This window comes from Prevotella sp. E13-27 (genome assembly GCF_023217965.1).
In the GTDB taxonomy this organism is placed as follows: domain Bacteria; phylum Bacteroidota; class Bacteroidia; order Bacteroidales; family Bacteroidaceae; genus Prevotella.
On sequence record NZ_JALPSC010000001.1, the window covers coordinates 248,191 to 266,124 of the forward strand.

At 46.0% G+C, this 17,934-nt stretch carries 9 protein-coding genes and 2 pseudogenes; 4 read left to right on the top strand and 7 right to left on the bottom strand.

Features of this window, described 5'->3' with window-relative positions; all coding sequences use genetic code 11:
• Positions 1-30 precede the first annotated feature (30 nt).
• The 4 genes and pseudogenes from M1L52_RS01090 to M1L52_RS01105 form a co-directional block, all read left to right on the top strand.
• A pseudogene (locus M1L52_RS01090) lies at positions 31-3,327 on the top strand (carboxypeptidase regulatory-like domain-containing protein); the annotation flags it as partial.
• A 222-nt stretch (positions 3,328-3,549) separates the two neighbouring features.
• Positions 3,550-3,843, top strand: a pseudogene (locus tag M1L52_RS01095) (OmpA family protein); the annotation flags it as partial.
• 27 nt (positions 3,844-3,870) lie between these two features.
• Positions 3,871-5,619, top strand: coding sequence for a BACON domain-containing protein (locus tag M1L52_RS01100; RefSeq protein ID WP_248612981.1), 1,749 nt, complete (start codon positions 3,871-3,873; stop codon positions 5,617-5,619).
• A gap of 171 nt (positions 5,620-5,790) precedes the next feature.
• Entirely contained in the window at positions 5,791-7,131 is a 1,341-nt protein-coding gene (locus M1L52_RS01105; protein ID WP_248612982.1) for a BACON domain-containing protein, read from the top strand.
• 7 nt (positions 7,132-7,138) lie between these two features.
• On the opposite strand, the gene M1L52_RS01110 is transcribed toward M1L52_RS01105, so the two are convergent.
• The 7 genes from M1L52_RS01110 to M1L52_RS01140 all read right to left on the bottom strand — a co-directional run bounded on the left by M1L52_RS01110 (position 7,139) and on the right by M1L52_RS01140 (position 17,833).
• Positions 7,139-7,924 (bottom strand): glycosyltransferase family 2 protein, encoded by a 786-nt coding sequence (locus M1L52_RS01110; RefSeq protein ID WP_248612983.1) that lies wholly within the window; start codon positions 7,922-7,924, stop codon positions 7,139-7,141.
• 15 nt (positions 7,925-7,939) lie between these two features.
• Positions 7,940-9,202 carry a glycosyltransferase gene (locus M1L52_RS01115; protein WP_248612984.1) on the bottom strand — a complete coding sequence of 421 codons (1,263 nt, stop codon included), beginning with the start codon at positions 9,200-9,202 and terminating at the stop codon, positions 7,940-7,942.
• A gap of 676 nt (positions 9,203-9,878) precedes the next feature.
• Positions 9,879-10,358: a 2-C-methyl-D-erythritol 2,4-cyclodiphosphate synthase gene (gene ispF / locus M1L52_RS01120; RefSeq protein WP_248614551.1), complete on the bottom strand. Its 480-nt coding sequence runs from the start codon at positions 10,356-10,358 to the stop codon at positions 9,879-9,881.
• A gap of 69 nt (positions 10,359-10,427) precedes the next feature.
• On the bottom strand, positions 10,428-11,564 hold the full coding sequence (gene porV / locus M1L52_RS01125) for a type IX secretion system outer membrane channel protein PorV (RefSeq protein ID WP_248614552.1): 1,137 nt from the start codon (positions 11,562-11,564) through the stop codon (positions 10,428-10,430).
• A 91-nt stretch (positions 11,565-11,655) separates the two neighbouring features.
• Entirely contained in the window at positions 11,656-15,249 is a 3,594-nt protein-coding gene (gene porU, locus M1L52_RS01130; protein ID WP_248612985.1) for a type IX secretion system sortase PorU, read from the bottom strand.
• 152 nt (positions 15,250-15,401) lie between these two features.
• Positions 15,402-17,699, bottom strand: coding sequence for a hypothetical protein (locus M1L52_RS01135; protein WP_248612986.1), 2,298 nt, complete (start codon positions 17,697-17,699; stop codon positions 15,402-15,404).
• The gene (locus M1L52_RS01140) at positions 17,696-17,833 is read right to left on the bottom strand and encodes a hypothetical protein (RefSeq protein ID WP_248612987.1); all 138 of its coding nucleotides are present in this window, start codon (positions 17,831-17,833) and stop codon (positions 17,696-17,698) included. Before M1L52_RS01140 ends, M1L52_RS01135 begins: the two co-directional genes overlap by 4 nt.
• Positions 17,834-17,934 lie beyond the last annotated feature (101 nt).

The following is a 17,934-nucleotide window of genomic DNA, read 5'->3' on the forward strand; positions in this document are numbered from 1 at the left end:
AAAAGTATACTTTCTAATTTATGTTTTTTTATGCAGAAAAGAATTTTCTTTCTGGTTGCCATGTTGTTAACCTTTACGCTAACGACAATGGCACAAATTACTACTTCAAGTATGGCAGGTAAAGTGACCATCGAGGGTACATCCGAGGAGGTCATTGGTGCCACGGTGCAGGCAGTACACGAGCCTTCAGGCACACGCTATGCCGCAGTAACTAACGCTTCCGGACGCTTCACCATCCAAGGTATGCGTACGGGTGGTCCTTACGAGGTGACCGTTACCTACATTGGCTTCCAGCCAAAGAAGTTCAAGAACGTCACGCTTCAACTCGGTGAAACCTACAACCTCAACGTATGGATGGCAGAGAACGCCACTGAACTGACAGAGGTTGTGGTAAGCGGACGCGCCACAAAGTTCACGACAGAAAAAACTGGTGCATCAACTAACATCTCAAGCGCACAAATCACCGCTATTCCTATGGTGAACCGTTCACTGACCGACGTAACACGCCTCTCTCCTTATGCAGGTGACGGTATGAGTCTGGCAGGTGCTAACGGTAAGATGACAAACTTCACTGTCGATGGTGCCAACTTCAACAACAACTTCGGCCTCAGCGACAAGCTGCCCGGTGGTGGTAACCCTATCTCTCTCGATGCTATTGAGGAAATCCAGGTTGTTATCTCGCCATACGACGTGCGCCAGACAAACTTCATTGGTGGTGGCATCAACGCTATCACAAAGTCTGGTACTAACACATTCAAAGGTACAGCTTATGTTTATCACCGCAATGAGAACATGCGTGGTGACGCTGTAGAGCGTGAGCAGATACCCGGATCCCGCGAGAAAGACCAAAAGACAACATACGGATTCACTCTTGGTGGTCCAATCATAAAGAACAAGCTGTTCTTCTTCGCTAACTATGAAGAGTCAACCATTCCTACAGTGACCACACGCTGGCGTGGTTCTGAAGATGGAGTGGCCGATCCAGACAACTACATCTCACGTACAAAGCTTGCAGACTTAGAGAAGGTAAAGAATTATATGGCAAGTCAATACTGCTACAACACTGGTAGCTACACAAGTTTCCCTGCAGACGAGACCAACCGTAAGTTACTTGCTCGTTTGGACTGGAACATCACTGACAAGCACCACTTGGCTTTGCGCTACAACTATACGAAAAACCGCATTTGGAACGGCCCCAACGCTTCATCTATGGACGGCGGCACACGTCTGGCGAGCGCCCGTATCAGTAAGAACTCAATGTCGTTCTCAAATGTGCTCTACTCTATGGACAACCTGGTTCACTCGTTCTCTGCCGACCTCAATAGCCGTCTGACAGACAACCTCTCAAACCAGTTGCTGTTCACTTACTCTAAGCTTGACGATATACGCGATACTGACTCAAGCGAATTCCCATTCATCGATATTACGAAAGATGGTGACAACTATATGGCACTCGGATACGAGTTGTTCACATACAACAATGCAGTTCACAATACCATTTGGAACGTTAAAGATGATGTTACCTACTATAAGGGTCAGCACAAAATAATGGCTGGTGTGAACTATGAGCACCAGATGGCCGACAACCAGTATATGCGTAATGGCACAGGCTACTACCGCTATGAGTGGAACGACGACCCAGCAACTATGTTTAACGCAGTTCCTGAGATTGTCAATCTCACCTATGGATACAATGGCGAAACAGAGCCAGCAGCCCGCGTGCAGTTTAACAAGCTTGGTTTCTATGCACAGGACGAATGGAACATCTTTGATAACCTGAAGCTCACCTATGGTCTTCGCATTGACGGTCTGTTCTTTGACAACGGCGACCTGATGACCAATCAGGCTATTTACGACTTAGATTACGAAGGACGTCACATCGACACAGGCAAATGGCCATCCAAGAGCATCTCACTGTCACCACGTTTAGGCTTCACGTGGGATGTCTTTGGCAACAAGATACTGAAGGTTCGCGGCGGTACAGGTCTCTTCCAGGGTCGTCTGCCACTCGTATTCTTCACCAACATGCCAACCAACGGTGGCATGGTGCAGTATCAGGCAAACCTCAATGCTAAGACAAAAGTATTCAAGGGCTATACAGGAGCAACGACAACAGACGCCAAAGGTAACACTTATATAGACATGAGCCAGTTCGCAGGTGGTCCTATCGCAAACAAAGCTGATTTACAGGCTAAGCTGTTCAGCATGGGCTATCCACAAACCATCTCATCTGACCAGGGTACTATTCCTTCAGCCATCTGCGGTGTTGATCCCGACTTCAAGATGCCACAGGTATGGAAGTCTTCTATCGCACTGGACTATCAGCTTCCTGTTTCATTCCCATTCACAGCCACCGCAGAGTTTATTTTCAATAAGAACATCAACGATGTGTGCATTACCGATTGGAGTATCCCCAACGTAGGCGGCTTTGCTCGCCTTAATGGTGCGGACGACCGTCCTATTTATCCCGACGGTTACCGCACAAACACCAAGGCATTCATGCTTGAGAACACCAGCAAGGGCTATGGCTGGACTGCAAACCTGACTCTGACTGCACAGCCGTTTGAATGGATGAGCCTTATGGCAGCCTATACCCACACCGTGAAGAAGGAAATCACAGGTATGCCCGGTTCTAATGCTGAGAGTGCATTCACCGGTGTTCCTACATTTGAAGGTCCAAACAACATCAAATTGCACAACTCACAGTATGTTACTCCCGATCGTCTCGTAGCTTCTGCTACATTCCACGACAAGTGCGGCAACCATTATAGCCTCATCTATGAAGGATGGCGTGGAAGTGCCAACTACTCGTTCATGACCACAAACGACATGAATGGCGATGGATATCAATATGATGCTCTTTACATTCCAACAGACGCTGAGGTGACAAACAACCAGTTCCGCTTCGTATCAGAGGACGACAAGACACGCTTCATGGACTTCCTGCACAACAACGACTACCTGAAGGATCATCAGGGCGAGTATGCTGAGGCTTACAGCTACTACTCTCCATGGGTACACCGCATTGACTTCAGCTACAAGCATGACTTCAAGGTTTGCATTGGCAAAACCACAAACACCCTTCAGCTCAGCTTTGACATGAAGAACGTGCTCAACTTCTTCAACTCTGAGTGGGGTGTTGCCAAGTATCTGAATCCCGACGTATTCTCTGATAATCCACGCGTGCTCGAATACAAAGGCTTAGATAAGGATGGCTATGCTACATTCGCTACTCCTGTCGGCATCGACGGCAATACAGAGATGTGGAAGCGCAGCCATAGCATTGGTCAGTGCTGGTATGCTTCAGTTGGTGTTAAATACATATTCGAAGGCAAGCGCAATGAAAGAGACTGCAATTGTGATAACGAGCCCAAAACAGTTATCGTAAAAGACAACTCTGAGATTGAGCGCCTCAATAGTGAGATTAACCGCTTACGTGCTAATCTTGAAGACCTTAACAATCGCAAGCCAGAGAAAGAGATTGTTGTCAACGAGAAAGTTGTTACTGTCACAAATACAGCACCTTACCTTGTAAACTTTGAGATTGGAAGCAGCGAGATTGCAAACCGTGAGAAAGTAAACCTCGAATCTGTAGCTAATATGATTAAATCGGCTCCAGACAAGAAGTTCTATGTATATGGTTATGCAGACAGCCAGACAGGTAGCGAGAAACGTAATATGAACATCTCTAAAGATCGTGCGAATGCAGTACGCGATATTCTCGTTAATCAGTATGGAGTTTCGGCAAATCAGCTTGAATGCGTAGCTAAGGGTAGTGTAAATACACTCTATCTCAACGATCCTCAGCTGAGCCGTTCTGTTGTAATTACTGAGGTGAAATAAGCTAAACTTAATAATAAAACAACGATTATGAAACTAAAATATATTATTCCATGCCTCTTCGCAGCCATCTGTTCTTTCGTCAGCTGCGAGGAAGATGACGAGAAGACCTATCTCGACGGTCTGCGCGTGTCACAATCGACAGTTGCTATCGATATCAATGGTGGCAGCGCCTCACTGACAATTACCGCAACTGGCGAATGGGAATTTGAGAACCAGAAGTGGATTTCAAAGGAAAAGGATGCCAGTGGCAAGAGCTATAATGACACAATAAACGCCCCTGCGCCAAAATGGCTCACAATAAATCCGACCAAAGGTGGTGCTGGCGAAACTGTTGTAACTCTGACAGCCGATGCAGCTCTTGACGGCCGTACCATTACCCTACTCATCAATAGCGGCAACCAGACACAGATCATTAACATCGTTCAAGGTGAGTCCACAGTAACCGTCGCCACTTGTAAAGAAGTCATTGATGGACCAGAGAGCAAAACTTACCGCGTAAAAGGTACTGTATCATCAATTAAGGAAAGCGCCACCTACGGCAACTGGTACTTAAAGGACGAGACAGGTGAAATCTACATCTACGGAACTGTCGATGAAACAGGCAAGACAAAGCAGGGTGCCCTACTCAAATATGGCATTGAGGAAGGTGATGTAGTAACCATAGAAGGTCCAAAGACCGTTTATAAAGGCACTGTAGAATTGGTTGACGTCAAGGTGATAGAGATTGAGAAGTCACTTGTCAAGGTGGACACTCTCGTCCTTTTTGATAACAATGGTGACACTATCAAGACCACACAGTTGCCAAAAGAAGGCGGAAAGGCTGTAGCTACCGTCACATGCAAGGGCAATGGACTTGGTGTGGAGATTCCTGCCGAAGCTTCCTCATGGCTCTCTATAGCTAAGACCACTCCCAATACGATTATCTTCAACGTGGCTGCCAACAGCGGCGAGAGCCGTAAGGCAGAAGTTGCATTCTCTACTACCGATGGTGAGAAGAACTATAGCGTGAACATAACCATAGAACAGGAGGCCTTCATTCTTCCTCACGGAGAAAATCCTGACGATCCATTCACCATAGAGGAGGCAATCGCCAAGTGCCAAGAGATTGGTTCCACAGCCTCTGAAAAGACATACTATGCAAAAGGCATCATTGCTAAGATAAACAGCATAGATACTGGTAGCTATGGCAATGCAGAATTCGAAATCTCTGCCGATGGTAGCGAGACTAACGTACTCAAAGCATACCGCTGTTACAACCTGAACAACGAGAAGTTCACGGCTGCAGACCAGATTGGTATTGGTGACGAAGTTGTCATCTGTGGCAAGTTGAAGAACCATAACGGCGAGACACCAGAATTTGACGCAAAGTGCTACATTTATTCTCGTAAGAGCTTTGCCGAGCTTAATGCTCCTGGCTCACAGAAGAATCCATTCACTGTAGCCCAAGCTCTCGAAGAGGCTGGAAAACTCGAGTCTGGCGCAAAATCAGAAGAAGCATACTATGTAAAAGGTAAGATTTCACAGGTTATATACACCTTCAGTGCACAGTACGGCACGGCACGATTCAACATCTCTGCTGATGGAGCTACTGAAGGCGACCAGTTCCTTATCTACGGTACCTACTATCTGGGCAACAGACCTTGGGTAGAAGGCGACACACAGGTTGCTGTAGGAGATGAAGTCATTGTCTGTGGAAAGTTCACCAACTACAACGGTACACTTGAGACTGTCAACAAGGAAAACTATATTTATTCCCTGAATGGCAAGACAGAGTAACGTTTAAGTAAATAACTTCTCAATAAGAGGATATGCTTCACATTTTGAAACATATCCTCTTTTTCATTCTAACAAATATCAAGCAAACGATGGGTAACGAGGCAAAAGTTGATGCAACATTTGGAGCGAATGAAGAAAATAATTAATTTTGCAACTAGAAAATAGAGCATTATGAATAGAAAACATATCATTTCAGGAGTTATCGCTATAATAGTGATTATTGCCGGCTACTTTTGCTTCAACTTTTTCTCGGAGACAGAGGAACTGCCAATAGTAGATTCTATCGTTGAAGAAGACTCGTTACTTATAGACTCAACACGCATATCATCAAGTGCCACCACCGCTGCTGAGCTGTCAACCTGTGCTGAAGCCATAGCCGGTCCAGAGCGACAGGTATATCGACTGAAGGGCATCGTCACAAAAATTGTTAATCACAGCTACGGCAACTGGTATCTGAAAGATGAAACAGGTGAGGTGTATGTTTATGGCACGCTTGACGCTGCCGGCAACACGAAGAAGTTCCTGAGCCTCGGTATAGAACTCGGTGACGTGGTCACTATAGAAGGACCGAAGATAAACTACGACGGAATAATAGAAATTGTCAACGTCACAGTAGTAGATATAGAGAAGTCACCTGTAAGAGTTGATTCACTCAACACAAAAGAGCCAATAGGACTTAAAGGAGGCGATGTGACAGCTATTATAACGAACAAAGGCGGTGACTACACGATAGACATTGAAAAAGAAGCCCGCAGTTGGCTGTCGGTAAAGCAGAAGACTAACGACAAAGTAGTCTTCCATGCGACTGCCAATAGTGGTGGTGGACGCTCTGCCGTTATTAAGTTCAAGAGCAACGACTCCTCAAAGAAATGCACATCGCAGACCATCATCACCCAGAACGGTGCCATTGCTAAAGCCACCGTTGCAGAGTTCCTGAAAGCCCCTGTAGGAGAAGCTCAATATCGTGTCAGCGGCATTATAACAAAGATTGTAAAGCCCGAATATGGCAATGTCATCCTGCGCGACTTCTCTGGCGAGACATTCGTCTATGGCATAGGAGCCAAAGGTGACTTTGAGAAGAAAAAGCTTAAGGTAGGCGACGTGGTAACACTCATAGGTAAACGCGCAGAACATGCTGGGAAGCCCCAGATGAACAAAGCACACCTTGAGGAATCGATATCTGTGAAAGAAATGACACTTGACCAGTTCCTTACCCAAAAGGACTCAAAGGACGTTTACTATAAGCTTACTGCCATAGTCGATGACATTGAGCGAGAAGACTTTGGCAACCTTTTTCTCCGCAGCGGTAATACCCGTATATATGTCTATGGCTGCTATCCTGGCTGGGGAGCTAATGGCGATGCCCGCAAGAAATGTATTGCCATTAACGGAATAAGAATTGGCGACCGTCTCACAGTCATTGGCACGAAGTCAACGCATAACGGCTCTGCACAGCTCTCAAAAGGCATTTATGTAGATCACGAAAAAGTAAACGCCACTCCAACTGAATAGTTTGTTTTTACTTAAACAGTTTCCTTACCACGAACCAACCGTGCATTATTACGGTTGAAACATAGCCGTAATGACGACACATTACTTGGAAACGCTCACGGAGCGAATCACGGTGATGAAGTGTTGTGGCACCTTCCTCAGTATAGTTGGCCACCACCATATTTATATTATATATGGGAAGACCGGCGCGCTCACCTTCCTGCATAACACGTATACACCAGTCAACATCGGCAGAATAGCGATAGCGAAGATCATAAGGAAGATTCTTCGCAATGTCAGTTCGCGCATAGAAAGCCTGATGGCACACAAGCATGCCATGACGGAACGAGCGCCACGACAACTGTACTGGTGGCTGCAAACGCCGAGGATGCAGGAAACGTCCCTCACCATCTACAATATCAGTATTACCATAGAGCACAGCAGGCAACTCGGCACTTGGCAACTCATTAAGACGGCAGCGACGGGCTATCTGTTCAAGTGTATCGGCAGACGGAAAGAAGTCACCAGCATTCATGAACACCACATAGTCGCCCATGGCCTGCGTGAGTCCTTTATTCATTGCGTCATAGATACCCTTATCGGGCTCTGACCGTATAATAACCTTATGTCCACAGCCACTATCATCGCTTTTCTGCTTATAGTCCTCAGCAATCTGAATAGTGCCATCGGTAGAAGCGCCATCAACGATGAGATGCTCTACATCTTCATAGGTCTGGCTGAGCACGCTGTCAAGGGTACGCCCAACGACTGCTGAAGCGTTATATGTTATTGTTATTATGGTGAAACGTATCATTGTTTTCTTGAGGAACTATGACTCCTCTCCATTGTGAATAATTGAGTTGTAGAGTTGCACATATTTATTGGCGATGACGCTCTCGGAATAACGGCGACTGACGCTGCGTCTCAACTGTATGGCAGGAATATTTGCCTTCAGTCCCCACGCTATACCATCGGCCAGGCTGTCAGAGGACAAGCGCTCAGCCAGATAGCCGTTAGAGAGATGGTCTATGATGTCTGTCTGGCCACTACCAGTGAAGGACACAGGCAGAGAACCGCAAGCCATCGCCTCAATAAGAGTCTGTCCAAAGGTCTCATAAAGGGAAGATGAGACTGTTACATTAGAAGCGGAATAAACCAGCGACTGCTGATCTTCGTCATCTATATACCCCATATATTTATAAGGTATAGGAATCTCGTTAAGTATCTCCAGCTGACGCAGTCCGCCAAAGAGCAGCAGACACATATCGCTGGCTTCAAATTTCCCATCGGCTATAAGCTTCTTCAAAGCCTCTATCAAGTAGGAGAAGCCCTTGATAGAATCGTCAATACGAGCAGCACCAAAAGATATGACGTAGGGCTGGGTGATGTCAAGCGTGGTGCGGGCATCAATCCTATCTACCATTTTGAACTGAGACAGAGAGATAGAATTAGGGATGACAGAGATGGGGAAGCTACCAATTAGGCTGCTTTGTCGCGAGCGACTTGCCAGCCATTCGCTGACAGCAACGAAATGAAGATTATTCGCATTGGCCAGCATCTTTTGCTTACGGAGGAATACACGATGTGACAAGTCGTTAGCTGAAGGGGAGTGCAAGAACTGGCAACTACCGCACTCATCAGAGAAGCGCTCACACTCATACGAGTGATGACAGATAGCAGTGGCTTCCCACATGTCATGCATGGTCCACACAACGGGTTTCCCGCTGGCGAGAATTTTCTGAATAGTTTTTATTGAGATAAAGCCCTGGTTGATCCAATGAAGATGAATAACGTCGGCTTCCTTAAACTCTTGCGTCTTAGTGATATCCACTCCCGTGTTGGCAATAGACACTTTCCATAGATTATCCTTGCTGAACCGATTATTCATCCAGATGACGAAACGCTCCCACACAAAATTCCATTTGTTACACAGAGCGCTTCCTGCAGATGACACGCAGAGCGAAGAAGACTGCTTGTCACGGACAAGCATCTTTGCCTTTACACCATTATTAATAAGAGCCTCCATCAGGCGATTGGCAGCCACCGCTGCCCCACCCGTGCGCTCGCTCGTATTTACTATCAATACTTTCATACCACAAAGGTACTACTAAGTAAGCAAAAAGCAAAATTATTTGTTGTTTTTTTGTCTTCTGTCTATTTTTTCCTATTAATTATTCTGCAGTAGAAATTGTGTATTGTTTTCGCGCACAACACTTGATTTAAATCAATAATAGTGAGTTTTTTACACCAAAAACTTAATAAAGTATTGCGGGAATGAAATTTTCGTCGTACCTTTGCATCGTCAAAAGGTTAATAGATTGTTTTAGGTTAGTAGTAATATTTATAGTTTTAGGTTTTTAGTTATTGGTAAAAGAAAGTTTTCAACTGTAGGATAACAGGAGGTCGCTGTGAAGCTCCCTTTTAAACTTTCAAATTTTTGGTACGATTTAGAGGTAGATTTTAAAGTTATCATTTTGATAACGGAGGAGTTGAAAACTAATGAATACCGGAAATTTGTTTAAACTGAAAAAGGATTTTTAGTTAAACATAGGCTTGTCCGCCGTAGCTCGCGAGAGTTGCTGCGGATTTTTTATTATATAACGCAAAGAGAGTTCTTACTAAACGCAAAGAGAGTTCTTACCAAACGCAAAGAGAGTTCTTACCAAACGCAAAGAGAGTTCTTACCAAACGGCAAGAGTATTCTTACTAAACACAAAGAGCGTTCTTACCAAACGGCAAGAACGCTCTTATAAATTGCTTTTAAAATTCTAATCTCTGGATATGAGAACCGTGGCATAAGCCGAGATACCCTCTTCGCGACCTGTGAAGCCAAGCTTCTCTGTTGTCGTAGCCTTTATAGAGATGTCATCTACGTCGCATCCTATTACAGAAGCGAGACATTCCTTCATGGCAGGGATATGCGGATTCATCTTCGGGCGCTCTGCACAGATGGTGGCATCGATATTTCCCAACTTATAACCTTTCGTTGCAATGAGGTCAATGGTTTTCTTTAACAGCACCTTACTGTCTATACCATCGGTCTCTGCTGCCGTGTCAGGAAAATGATAGCCAATGTCACGCATGTTGGCAGCGCCAAGCAGCGCGTCACAGATGGCATGTATCAGCACGTCGGCATCGCTATGTCCAAGCAAGCCTAGCGAGTGTTCAATCTTTATTCCTCCCATCCACAAGTCGCGGTTGGGCACCAACTGATGAACATCGAAACCAAAACCTACTCTTATTCCAATTTTACTCATAACAATATATAAATACCCACCCCTTAATTAATAAGAAGGTGGGATTATTAAAAGTGAATACTATCGTTTTAACAAATCTTTAATTCCGTCCATATCAAAGGCTAGCGTGAAACGCAGCGTCTGGTCGAGAGGGTTGCTCTGTGCAGTAGAGATGACATAACCCACATCGAGTGAGAACACATTCATGCGGAAGCCTCCACCAACAGTGAAATACTTACGGTTACCTTTCGATTCAGACTCATGGTGATAGCCAGCACGAAGAGTGAACTGGTCGTTATATACATATTCCGCACCTACGCTCCACTGTACCTCTTCCAGCTCTTCCTTGAATCCGCCTGGGGCATCGCTGAAGCTCTTGAACATACCGCTGATACTACCTACGTCTGAATATTCGCGGCGCACTCGGTCCTGATAGTCGCTATTGTTCTCATTGACACCCTGCACTGGCACCGTGGGCACCATGAGCTTGTTGGCATCAGCAGCAATAGAGAAGCGGTTCCACTCGTTGACGGGAATCATAAGCGATGCTCCCAGTCGCAAGTTTGCCGGTATGAACTGACTCTCCTCATCACCGTAATAGGAAATCTTACTACCTATGTTACTGGCATGCAGTCCGAGTCCGAGCTGACACTCACGGTTACCCAGCATGATGTAGTTATTGTAGTACATACCTATGTCGGCAGCGAAAGCCGATGCAGGCTTTGAGTCTTCCGAATAGTCGTAACGGAGGTCACTATATATCCAACGGATGGCTACGCCGAGTGAGAACGTCTCACTAAGCATTCGCGAGTAGCCAAGGTCGAGTGCCATCTCATAGGGTTTGACAGTTGTTGAAGCATCTTCTCCGCTTATGTCTGTGAATACCTCACCAAGTGAGAAGTAGCGAAGAGAACCCGACAGCGCTCCATAGTCGCCAATACGATAATAGCCAGCGACATAGGCAAGGTCGATATCGTTTACCAATTGGCGCAGCCACGGAGTGTAGTTGAGAGCCACGCCAGCACGGCTTATGCAAAAAGGATATTTTGCAAGGTTCCATGCCTGTGAGTTTACGTCAGGATCAGTAGCACAGCCGATGTCGCCCATACCTGCCGCACGCGCATCGGGGGCGATGGTCTGTGAGATTACGGCATGTTCAACGGGATTGAACGTGCTGGTCTTGTAGTCGTCGGCGCTGACATTCTGAGCCATCATCATTCCAACGACGAATAAGCTTTTATAGATTATTTTCTTCATCACAATTCTCTTAACATGCGATTATTACCTTTTTCTAAACGTGCTCTTACAGTCATTTATTGTCTATGACTATGAGTTTCTGGGCAGCCGACGCTTGCGAACTGCCATTTGAGCTTATAAGAACACGATAGAGATAGACACCTGTGCGCAGACGACTACCACTGCTTGTCGTGAGGTCCCAGTCTATGGCATAGGTCTGATCGGTAGGCACTCCTGTCTCGCTGCGACGCCATAATATGCGTCCTGAGGTATCGAATATCTCAAGCACGAAATCCATCTGACTGCCTATACGGTCATGAGTAATAAGGAAACGTGTATTAGTGCTTGCAGGATTGCGCACACAGATAATATTCATCAGTTCTGGTGTCAACTTTGGATCGACTACAAAGTTTATCTCTGCCTTTGACGAGTTGTTCAGCACATCCCACGCACGCAGCATCAGCTTGTGTTCGCCCTCTTCAAGCTCAGGAATGCTAAAGCCTATGGTGCCTTTGCAGTAGTCGCCAAAGTCATACTGGAAATAACTGTTGAGCACATAGGTCTTCGACATATCGCCATCGACAATGAGCTCAATGTCATGTCCTATGCCACTGCCTACGGCGTTCAGTCCGTCGTCATCGGCAAGCTCAGCATAGAAATATGGCGTGCTGTTCACTGTGTCGCCATTCTTAAACGAGCGTTTGTTCAGATAGCAGAAGATGCTTGGTCCTATGCCAGTATTACCAGTATCAGCCGTGCCATACATTGCGAAGCTCTCATCAATACCGTTTGCCATGAGTGTCTTCTCATTGTTCACAGTATAAACGATGATCTGTCCGGCATCCTGGCTATAGGTGATGTCACGCGGTATGGCAAACGTAAACGTAAAACGTCCGTTCCTTACACTGTCGCTACCTGTATAGATGGTGCTGGGACGATCTTTGAACACGAAGACATCATCAGTACTGTTACCCTTACATGTTATCTCTTCCTCCACATCACGCACAACGATAGTGGCAACGCCATTGTAGTTGCTCTGTCCTTTGACATATCCACTGACAGTAACACGGGCACCAGCCTTCAACTGTGTTTTTACGCCTGTCTGCACCTGCTCACCGTTTATGCTGTCAACGACAGCCTCAAGAGTAGGAGCGGCAAGTGCCAGAGCAGGGTCTCCCAGCAGGACATAGTTCAACTTATTCACAGACCAGTCCTTCAGCGGACCTTCCACAAGCTTTACCTTTGTTTGTCTGAACGCCTCACCCATAGGAACAATCTGCCCCTTGTCATTGGTCTTCAACAGTTCACTCATCAGCACGAGGTTCATGGTACGGTTCTGTCCCATCCACACCGTTCGTGTCGTTCCGATGAAAGCTATCGCCCCACCCTTTTTGTTGAACAAGGCTTTCTCACCAATGTTCTCACCCTGTCCATCGAAAGGCGTCACGTCACACGAAGCTGTAAACCACAGAGGCAGTCTCATCGATGTTGCTTCTCCGAAGTCTGCAAGCTTCAATGTCATCTCATGAGACAGACAGTACGAAGAGCCGTGACCATTATAGTTCATTATCAGGGCACCATCACGCATCTGCTGTTTCACTATTCGTGTAACATCAGGATAACTGAGACCTGTAGATGATGCCTGTCGCGTATAGGCATCCCAGTAGATTTTCTTGATATTCATTGACGGATGCTCCTTGCTTATGACCTTAGACACCGCCTCTGCAGCATCCATGTGCTGATTTCCATCGCCATCGTCGCCCATCATACACACGAGATTCTGCCATGAGCCAGCATTGACATTGTTACGATAGTCAACAATCTTGTCAACAGCAATCTTTGCCTCATCCGCAGTACGTGCAGGAATACGTCCTACAGCAACGTCGGGCTTGCCTGTATATTTGGATATCACTTCCTCATCATCGAGCAAGCAGAAGAAGTCATCAGACACATAGCAGTAAACAACCGAGAAAGACTCTTCGCTCTCGTAGCAGAGCAGGAAATCATCGGGCGAGACGCCCTTCCATTCCGACGTAAGCATGCGGTTATCCCATGCGCCATCGCCCAGCAACAGGAGATATTTTGGCATGTCGTCAAGGTTATTTCCAGCACGGTCATAGAGCATCTTCATGTAACGACGATAAGCACTGGCATCGGGGGTGCCACTTGAGAACTCGTTGTAGAGCTGGTTGGCAGCAACGATGCGCACCCTGAGTCCGTCTTTCTGTTCATGCAGAGCCTTCAGTCTCTCAGCCTGAGCGAGCAGTTTCAGCGATGTAGGTATGATGATTACCATATCTGTCTGTCCGTCGGCATGCAGGTTCTGGTTTGCCACCACCTCTTCTTTCTTTGGTTCAGGATAGCCTGTTGAAGAGAGGCTTCCCAATGACTTCGGCTCTGTGAATGTGAGAATGATATTGTCGAGACGCATGCTGGTAAGAGCGTTCGAGGCGCGCTTCAAGGTGATTGTGTTCTCACCGACATTGAGGTTCGTTACATCAAACTCCCATATAGTCTCTGCCATGCTGGCATAATCAGGCTGACCAGAGTTCGGAAAGTTCACAGTCTTTGCCGCAACGGTAGCAGCACTGACATCAAGGTTTCCCACTTTAACGTCATTCACCAGCACATCGACTGAGCAATAGCCATTATAGGTGAATGCCACAGACATCTTAGCACATGAAACAGGTGCATCAATAGTATAGACCAATGGAGAAGAACCCAGCGTTGCTTTTCCAAAGAGATTTCTTCCACCATGATACCACGAGTATTCCTCGGGTTCTACTATGGAGTGATAATTGTTTGGGTGATTAGCATATTGAGCTGTAAATGTCGCCTCATCTATTGTGGCAGGCGCTGTGCCATCTTCAGTAAGGAAATAATAGCCTTTCTCAGAATAGTTGTTACGCACACGCTGCTTGGTTGTTGCCGATTCCCAGTTGACGGGACCAACAGCAAAGAACAGCTTTCTGCCTCCACTGACACATGTGGGCAACTCCTTAAGGTCATCGGTAGATTGCAGATAATCGCCAGTGAGAGATTCTGGCTGCAAAGCACCACCATAGCCATAGACCTTCACCTTTGACAGGTCGCTGAAGCCTGCGTTACGAATGAACTGGCTCGTCAGCTGATAGATACCAGTATTATCAACACTTATCTTCACCCATCTGCCATTGGCAAGTACCGAGTTGCTAGCATAGCGACTTGAAGCCGACGATGCCTGGAAACGAGAGCCAGCCAACGACTGCACATGTGCCGAGGCACCATCTTGTTGTTTCGCCTGTGTCTTAACACGAAGCATGAAGCTTACGAGTTTCTGATAACGCCCGTCACGTTTCACTAATGGAACAAACGATATGTCAAGCCATCCGTTCTTTCGCTCTACGCCTATAGACTGACTGATGGCAGGCATTGCCGGCAGATCTTCGCCACCGATAGACTTCAGGCGAGCCACATCAGTAGGCGACATGTCAATAAACTCAGGATACTCAATGCTGACAGAATATGTTGAGTCAGCATAGTTCAGTCCCAAATCATGCTGATAGGTGAATACTGGCAGCAGGCTGTCTATACGGACCTCGCTTGCCGTGAGATTGAAGAATTTCTGTGCAGCAACGCCGGCTACAAGACAGAAAAACAAATATGTAGTTACAAAAAATCGTTTCATACCACATATTATAACGCGCGAATCATCATATTATTGTAAAAAGGTGTAAGAATTAGATGAGAGGTGAGAAGTGAGAGGTGAGAGGTGAGAAAAAACATTGCGTTGCTTCTCTTGAAGAAACAACGCAATGTGTATAGTATGTAAACAACAGTTTACTTGCGAACCATCTTAACAGTCTTCACTGTACCGTCTGCCTGACGCATCTGCTTAATAACAAGGCCCTTAGCCGAGCTATTCACCTTGCGTCCCTGCAAATCGAAGAAGCTTGTGCTCACCGTATCTATCTTAACATCAGCAATGCCTACTGACTCACGCCAAGAAGTGAGGTCATACCAAGAGATATTTGACTCGTGGGTTTCGCCAGCAGCGCTGTAGATACTCTTGACACCTATCTGCTTCCAAGTGAGAATCTCATCAAGAGACTGATTCAGCATAATGAAACCTTTACTGATGTCATCACCAGAATAGTTATAAGGAATGGTCTGCATGTCTTCGGTCAATTCCTCATACTGCTCTTTAGTAAACGTCAGCGGAGCTACCTTGTCTTGATCGTCCTGAACCATTATCTGATAGCTCAGTTTGCTTGTCAACAGATTGTTACCATCAGTGTCGGTTGTAGGAATGTTAAACGAGATATAGCCCAGATTATATGCAGGATTATAGGTGAAGCCTGACATAGCAGGATCGGCAGGAGTGGCAGCCACTTCCACCATCTTCGTCATAACAACATTCTGATACTTGTTATAGTAATAGAGCTGTTTACGGCTTCCGTTCACATAAAGAGACTGATTGCTGGAAAGGATGCCTTTCTCTGCGTCATAAGCGAATACCGCGTCAACCAACGAGTCGCCCTCAGCGGCACTGAAGAAATAGTCAGACTTACTGTAAAGGCTTTCAATGCTTCCCACATACTGGTTAGCAGGAATTGTTATAGTCTTGCCATCAGCACTGAGCGTGCCTTTTGCCCATCCGTTGAAATCGGTCACCAATCCCTGGAAATACACATCATTACCGTCAAAGCCAATCTGCACGCCGAACGACGCATCCACCATTGTCGGTTCACTCTCGTCATCATCATAATATTCTTCCTTGGCAGTAAACAGATATTCTGATGTGACAAGATTCTCAGGAGCTTCTATAGCAACGAGAGGCTCTGGAGCAGTTTTGTTTATCTCTACGGCAGAGTAATAGTCATACAAATCCATCGCTGAAGTAGAGCCATTAATCAGCACATACTTGTCTGTGGTGAGTATTCCATTCTCCTTGTCGTAAGCGAAATCAACATCACAGAATTGCTTCGTTGATGCATTATATCCCATGAAGTAGAGATTACTTGTTTCGTCATAGCCCTCATATTCTCCAAGATACTGAGCTTTGCTGAACACCACCTTGCCATCGCTGATAGTACCTTTCACCCATGCTTCAGGAATGAAGTCAGTAGCTATGCCCTGGATATACATCTCATTACCAACAACAGCCACCTCAACTTCTGCTTCAATATCGCTCTCAGAACCAGATGCTGTGAAATACCATGTCTCAGTCTCTGCACCGTCAGGCAACTCAACGAGTTCGCCGGCAGACGGCATCTCTATCTCGCCACCAATCTGTATTGCCTTTACTCGACTCTGAGTACCACTGACATTAGGAACGCTGAAGGTCACCACCGTTGCATTGCCTTCCCAAACGCCAATGGAGTCCTTGATTTCCATCTCCTCATCATCAACATTGAAAGCAGGATCCTTCTTTGCTGTGTCAAAGATGAAATAGATCTTTGTCATTGGCTCATCAGCCGTGATGGTCAGAGTGTTACCCGCATAAAGGCGAAGAGCTGAACCGTCATTATAATATTTCGGCGCATTAGACCCAGTACCCTTGTCGGCGTTGCCTGTTATACCACTGGCAATAGTAAACTCAGACACTTCAGCTGCATTTGCATAACCCTGCTCTGCAGCTACCCATCTAACTGCTGCCGTGGGATCAGCTTCTTTCAATGTGTACCATGCGATTTCCGACTTATGCTCCTCGCCACCGCCACGATAGATGCTCTGCAGACCAATCTTGTTCCATGTGCTGTGGTCCATGTTGAGATAAATCTCATCGACATAGATATCATAGTTCTCAGTGAATCCATAAGGAATCTCTGTCATATTCTCCGTCAGTTTGCTAAAGTCTTTCTTCAAGAGAGTCACAGGACTCACCTCTCCGTTAACATTTGAGAAAAGCTGATAGGAGAGTTTTGAAGCTACAAGTCCGTTGCCTTCGGTATCAACAGTAGGAATATTGAAGTCCATCGCGGGGCCATATTGCGTGCTCTTAACCTTCGTGATAGTCGGAGTGGCTGGAGTGGCTGCCTTCTCTATGATTTTCTTGATTGTAATGTTACCATACTGGAGATATGCATAAGCTTCGTTTTTCTTTCCGTTGACGGCGAATATCTGAGATGAGGTCATGGTTGCAGCCGTAGCGTCATAGTTGAACGCCAAGTCGGCAAGACCAGAATCATCGAAGCCTGTTGCATAGGCTTCTGTGCATAGCCTACTACAGCCATGAATGCGGCAATAATGAAAAGAGTAAATTTCTTCATAAGCTCTTGAAATTTAAATAATATACAACTTATTATTGATTTCGGGGCGCAAAGGTATGTTTTTTCTTTTAGGATGCATAAAGTTTCTGTTTTTTTTACTA

Bases quoted from the DNA above. Each gene is read 5' to 3' on its own strand.
- M1L52_RS01110 (WP_248612983.1), bottom strand. From the start codon at position 7,924: ATGATACGTTTCACCATAATAACAATAACATATAACGCTTCAGCAGTC.
- porU (WP_248612985.1), bottom strand. From the start codon at position 15,249: ATGAAACGATTTTTTGTAACTACATATTTGTTTTTCTGTCTTGTAGCC.
- M1L52_RS01140 (WP_248612987.1), bottom strand. From the start codon at position 17,833: ATGAAGAAATTTACTCTTTTCATTATTGCCGCATTCATGGCTGTAGTA.
- porV (WP_248614552.1), bottom strand. From the start codon at position 11,564: ATGATGATGGCTCAGAATGTCAGCGCCGACGACTACAAGACCAGCACG.
- M1L52_RS01105 (WP_248612982.1), top strand. From the start codon at position 5,791: ATGAATAGAAAACATATCATTTCAGGAGTTATCGCTATAATAGTGATT.
- M1L52_RS01100 (WP_248612981.1), top strand. From the start codon at position 3,871: ATGAAACTAAAATATATTATTCCATGCCTCTTCGCAGCCATCTGTTCT.
- M1L52_RS01135 (WP_248612986.1), bottom strand. From the start codon at position 17,699: ATGACCTCATCTCAGATATTCGCCGTCAACGGAAAGAAAAACGAAGCT.
- M1L52_RS01115 (WP_248612984.1), bottom strand. From the start codon at position 9,202: ATGAAAGTATTGATAGTAAATACGAGCGAGCGCACGGGTGGGGCAGCG.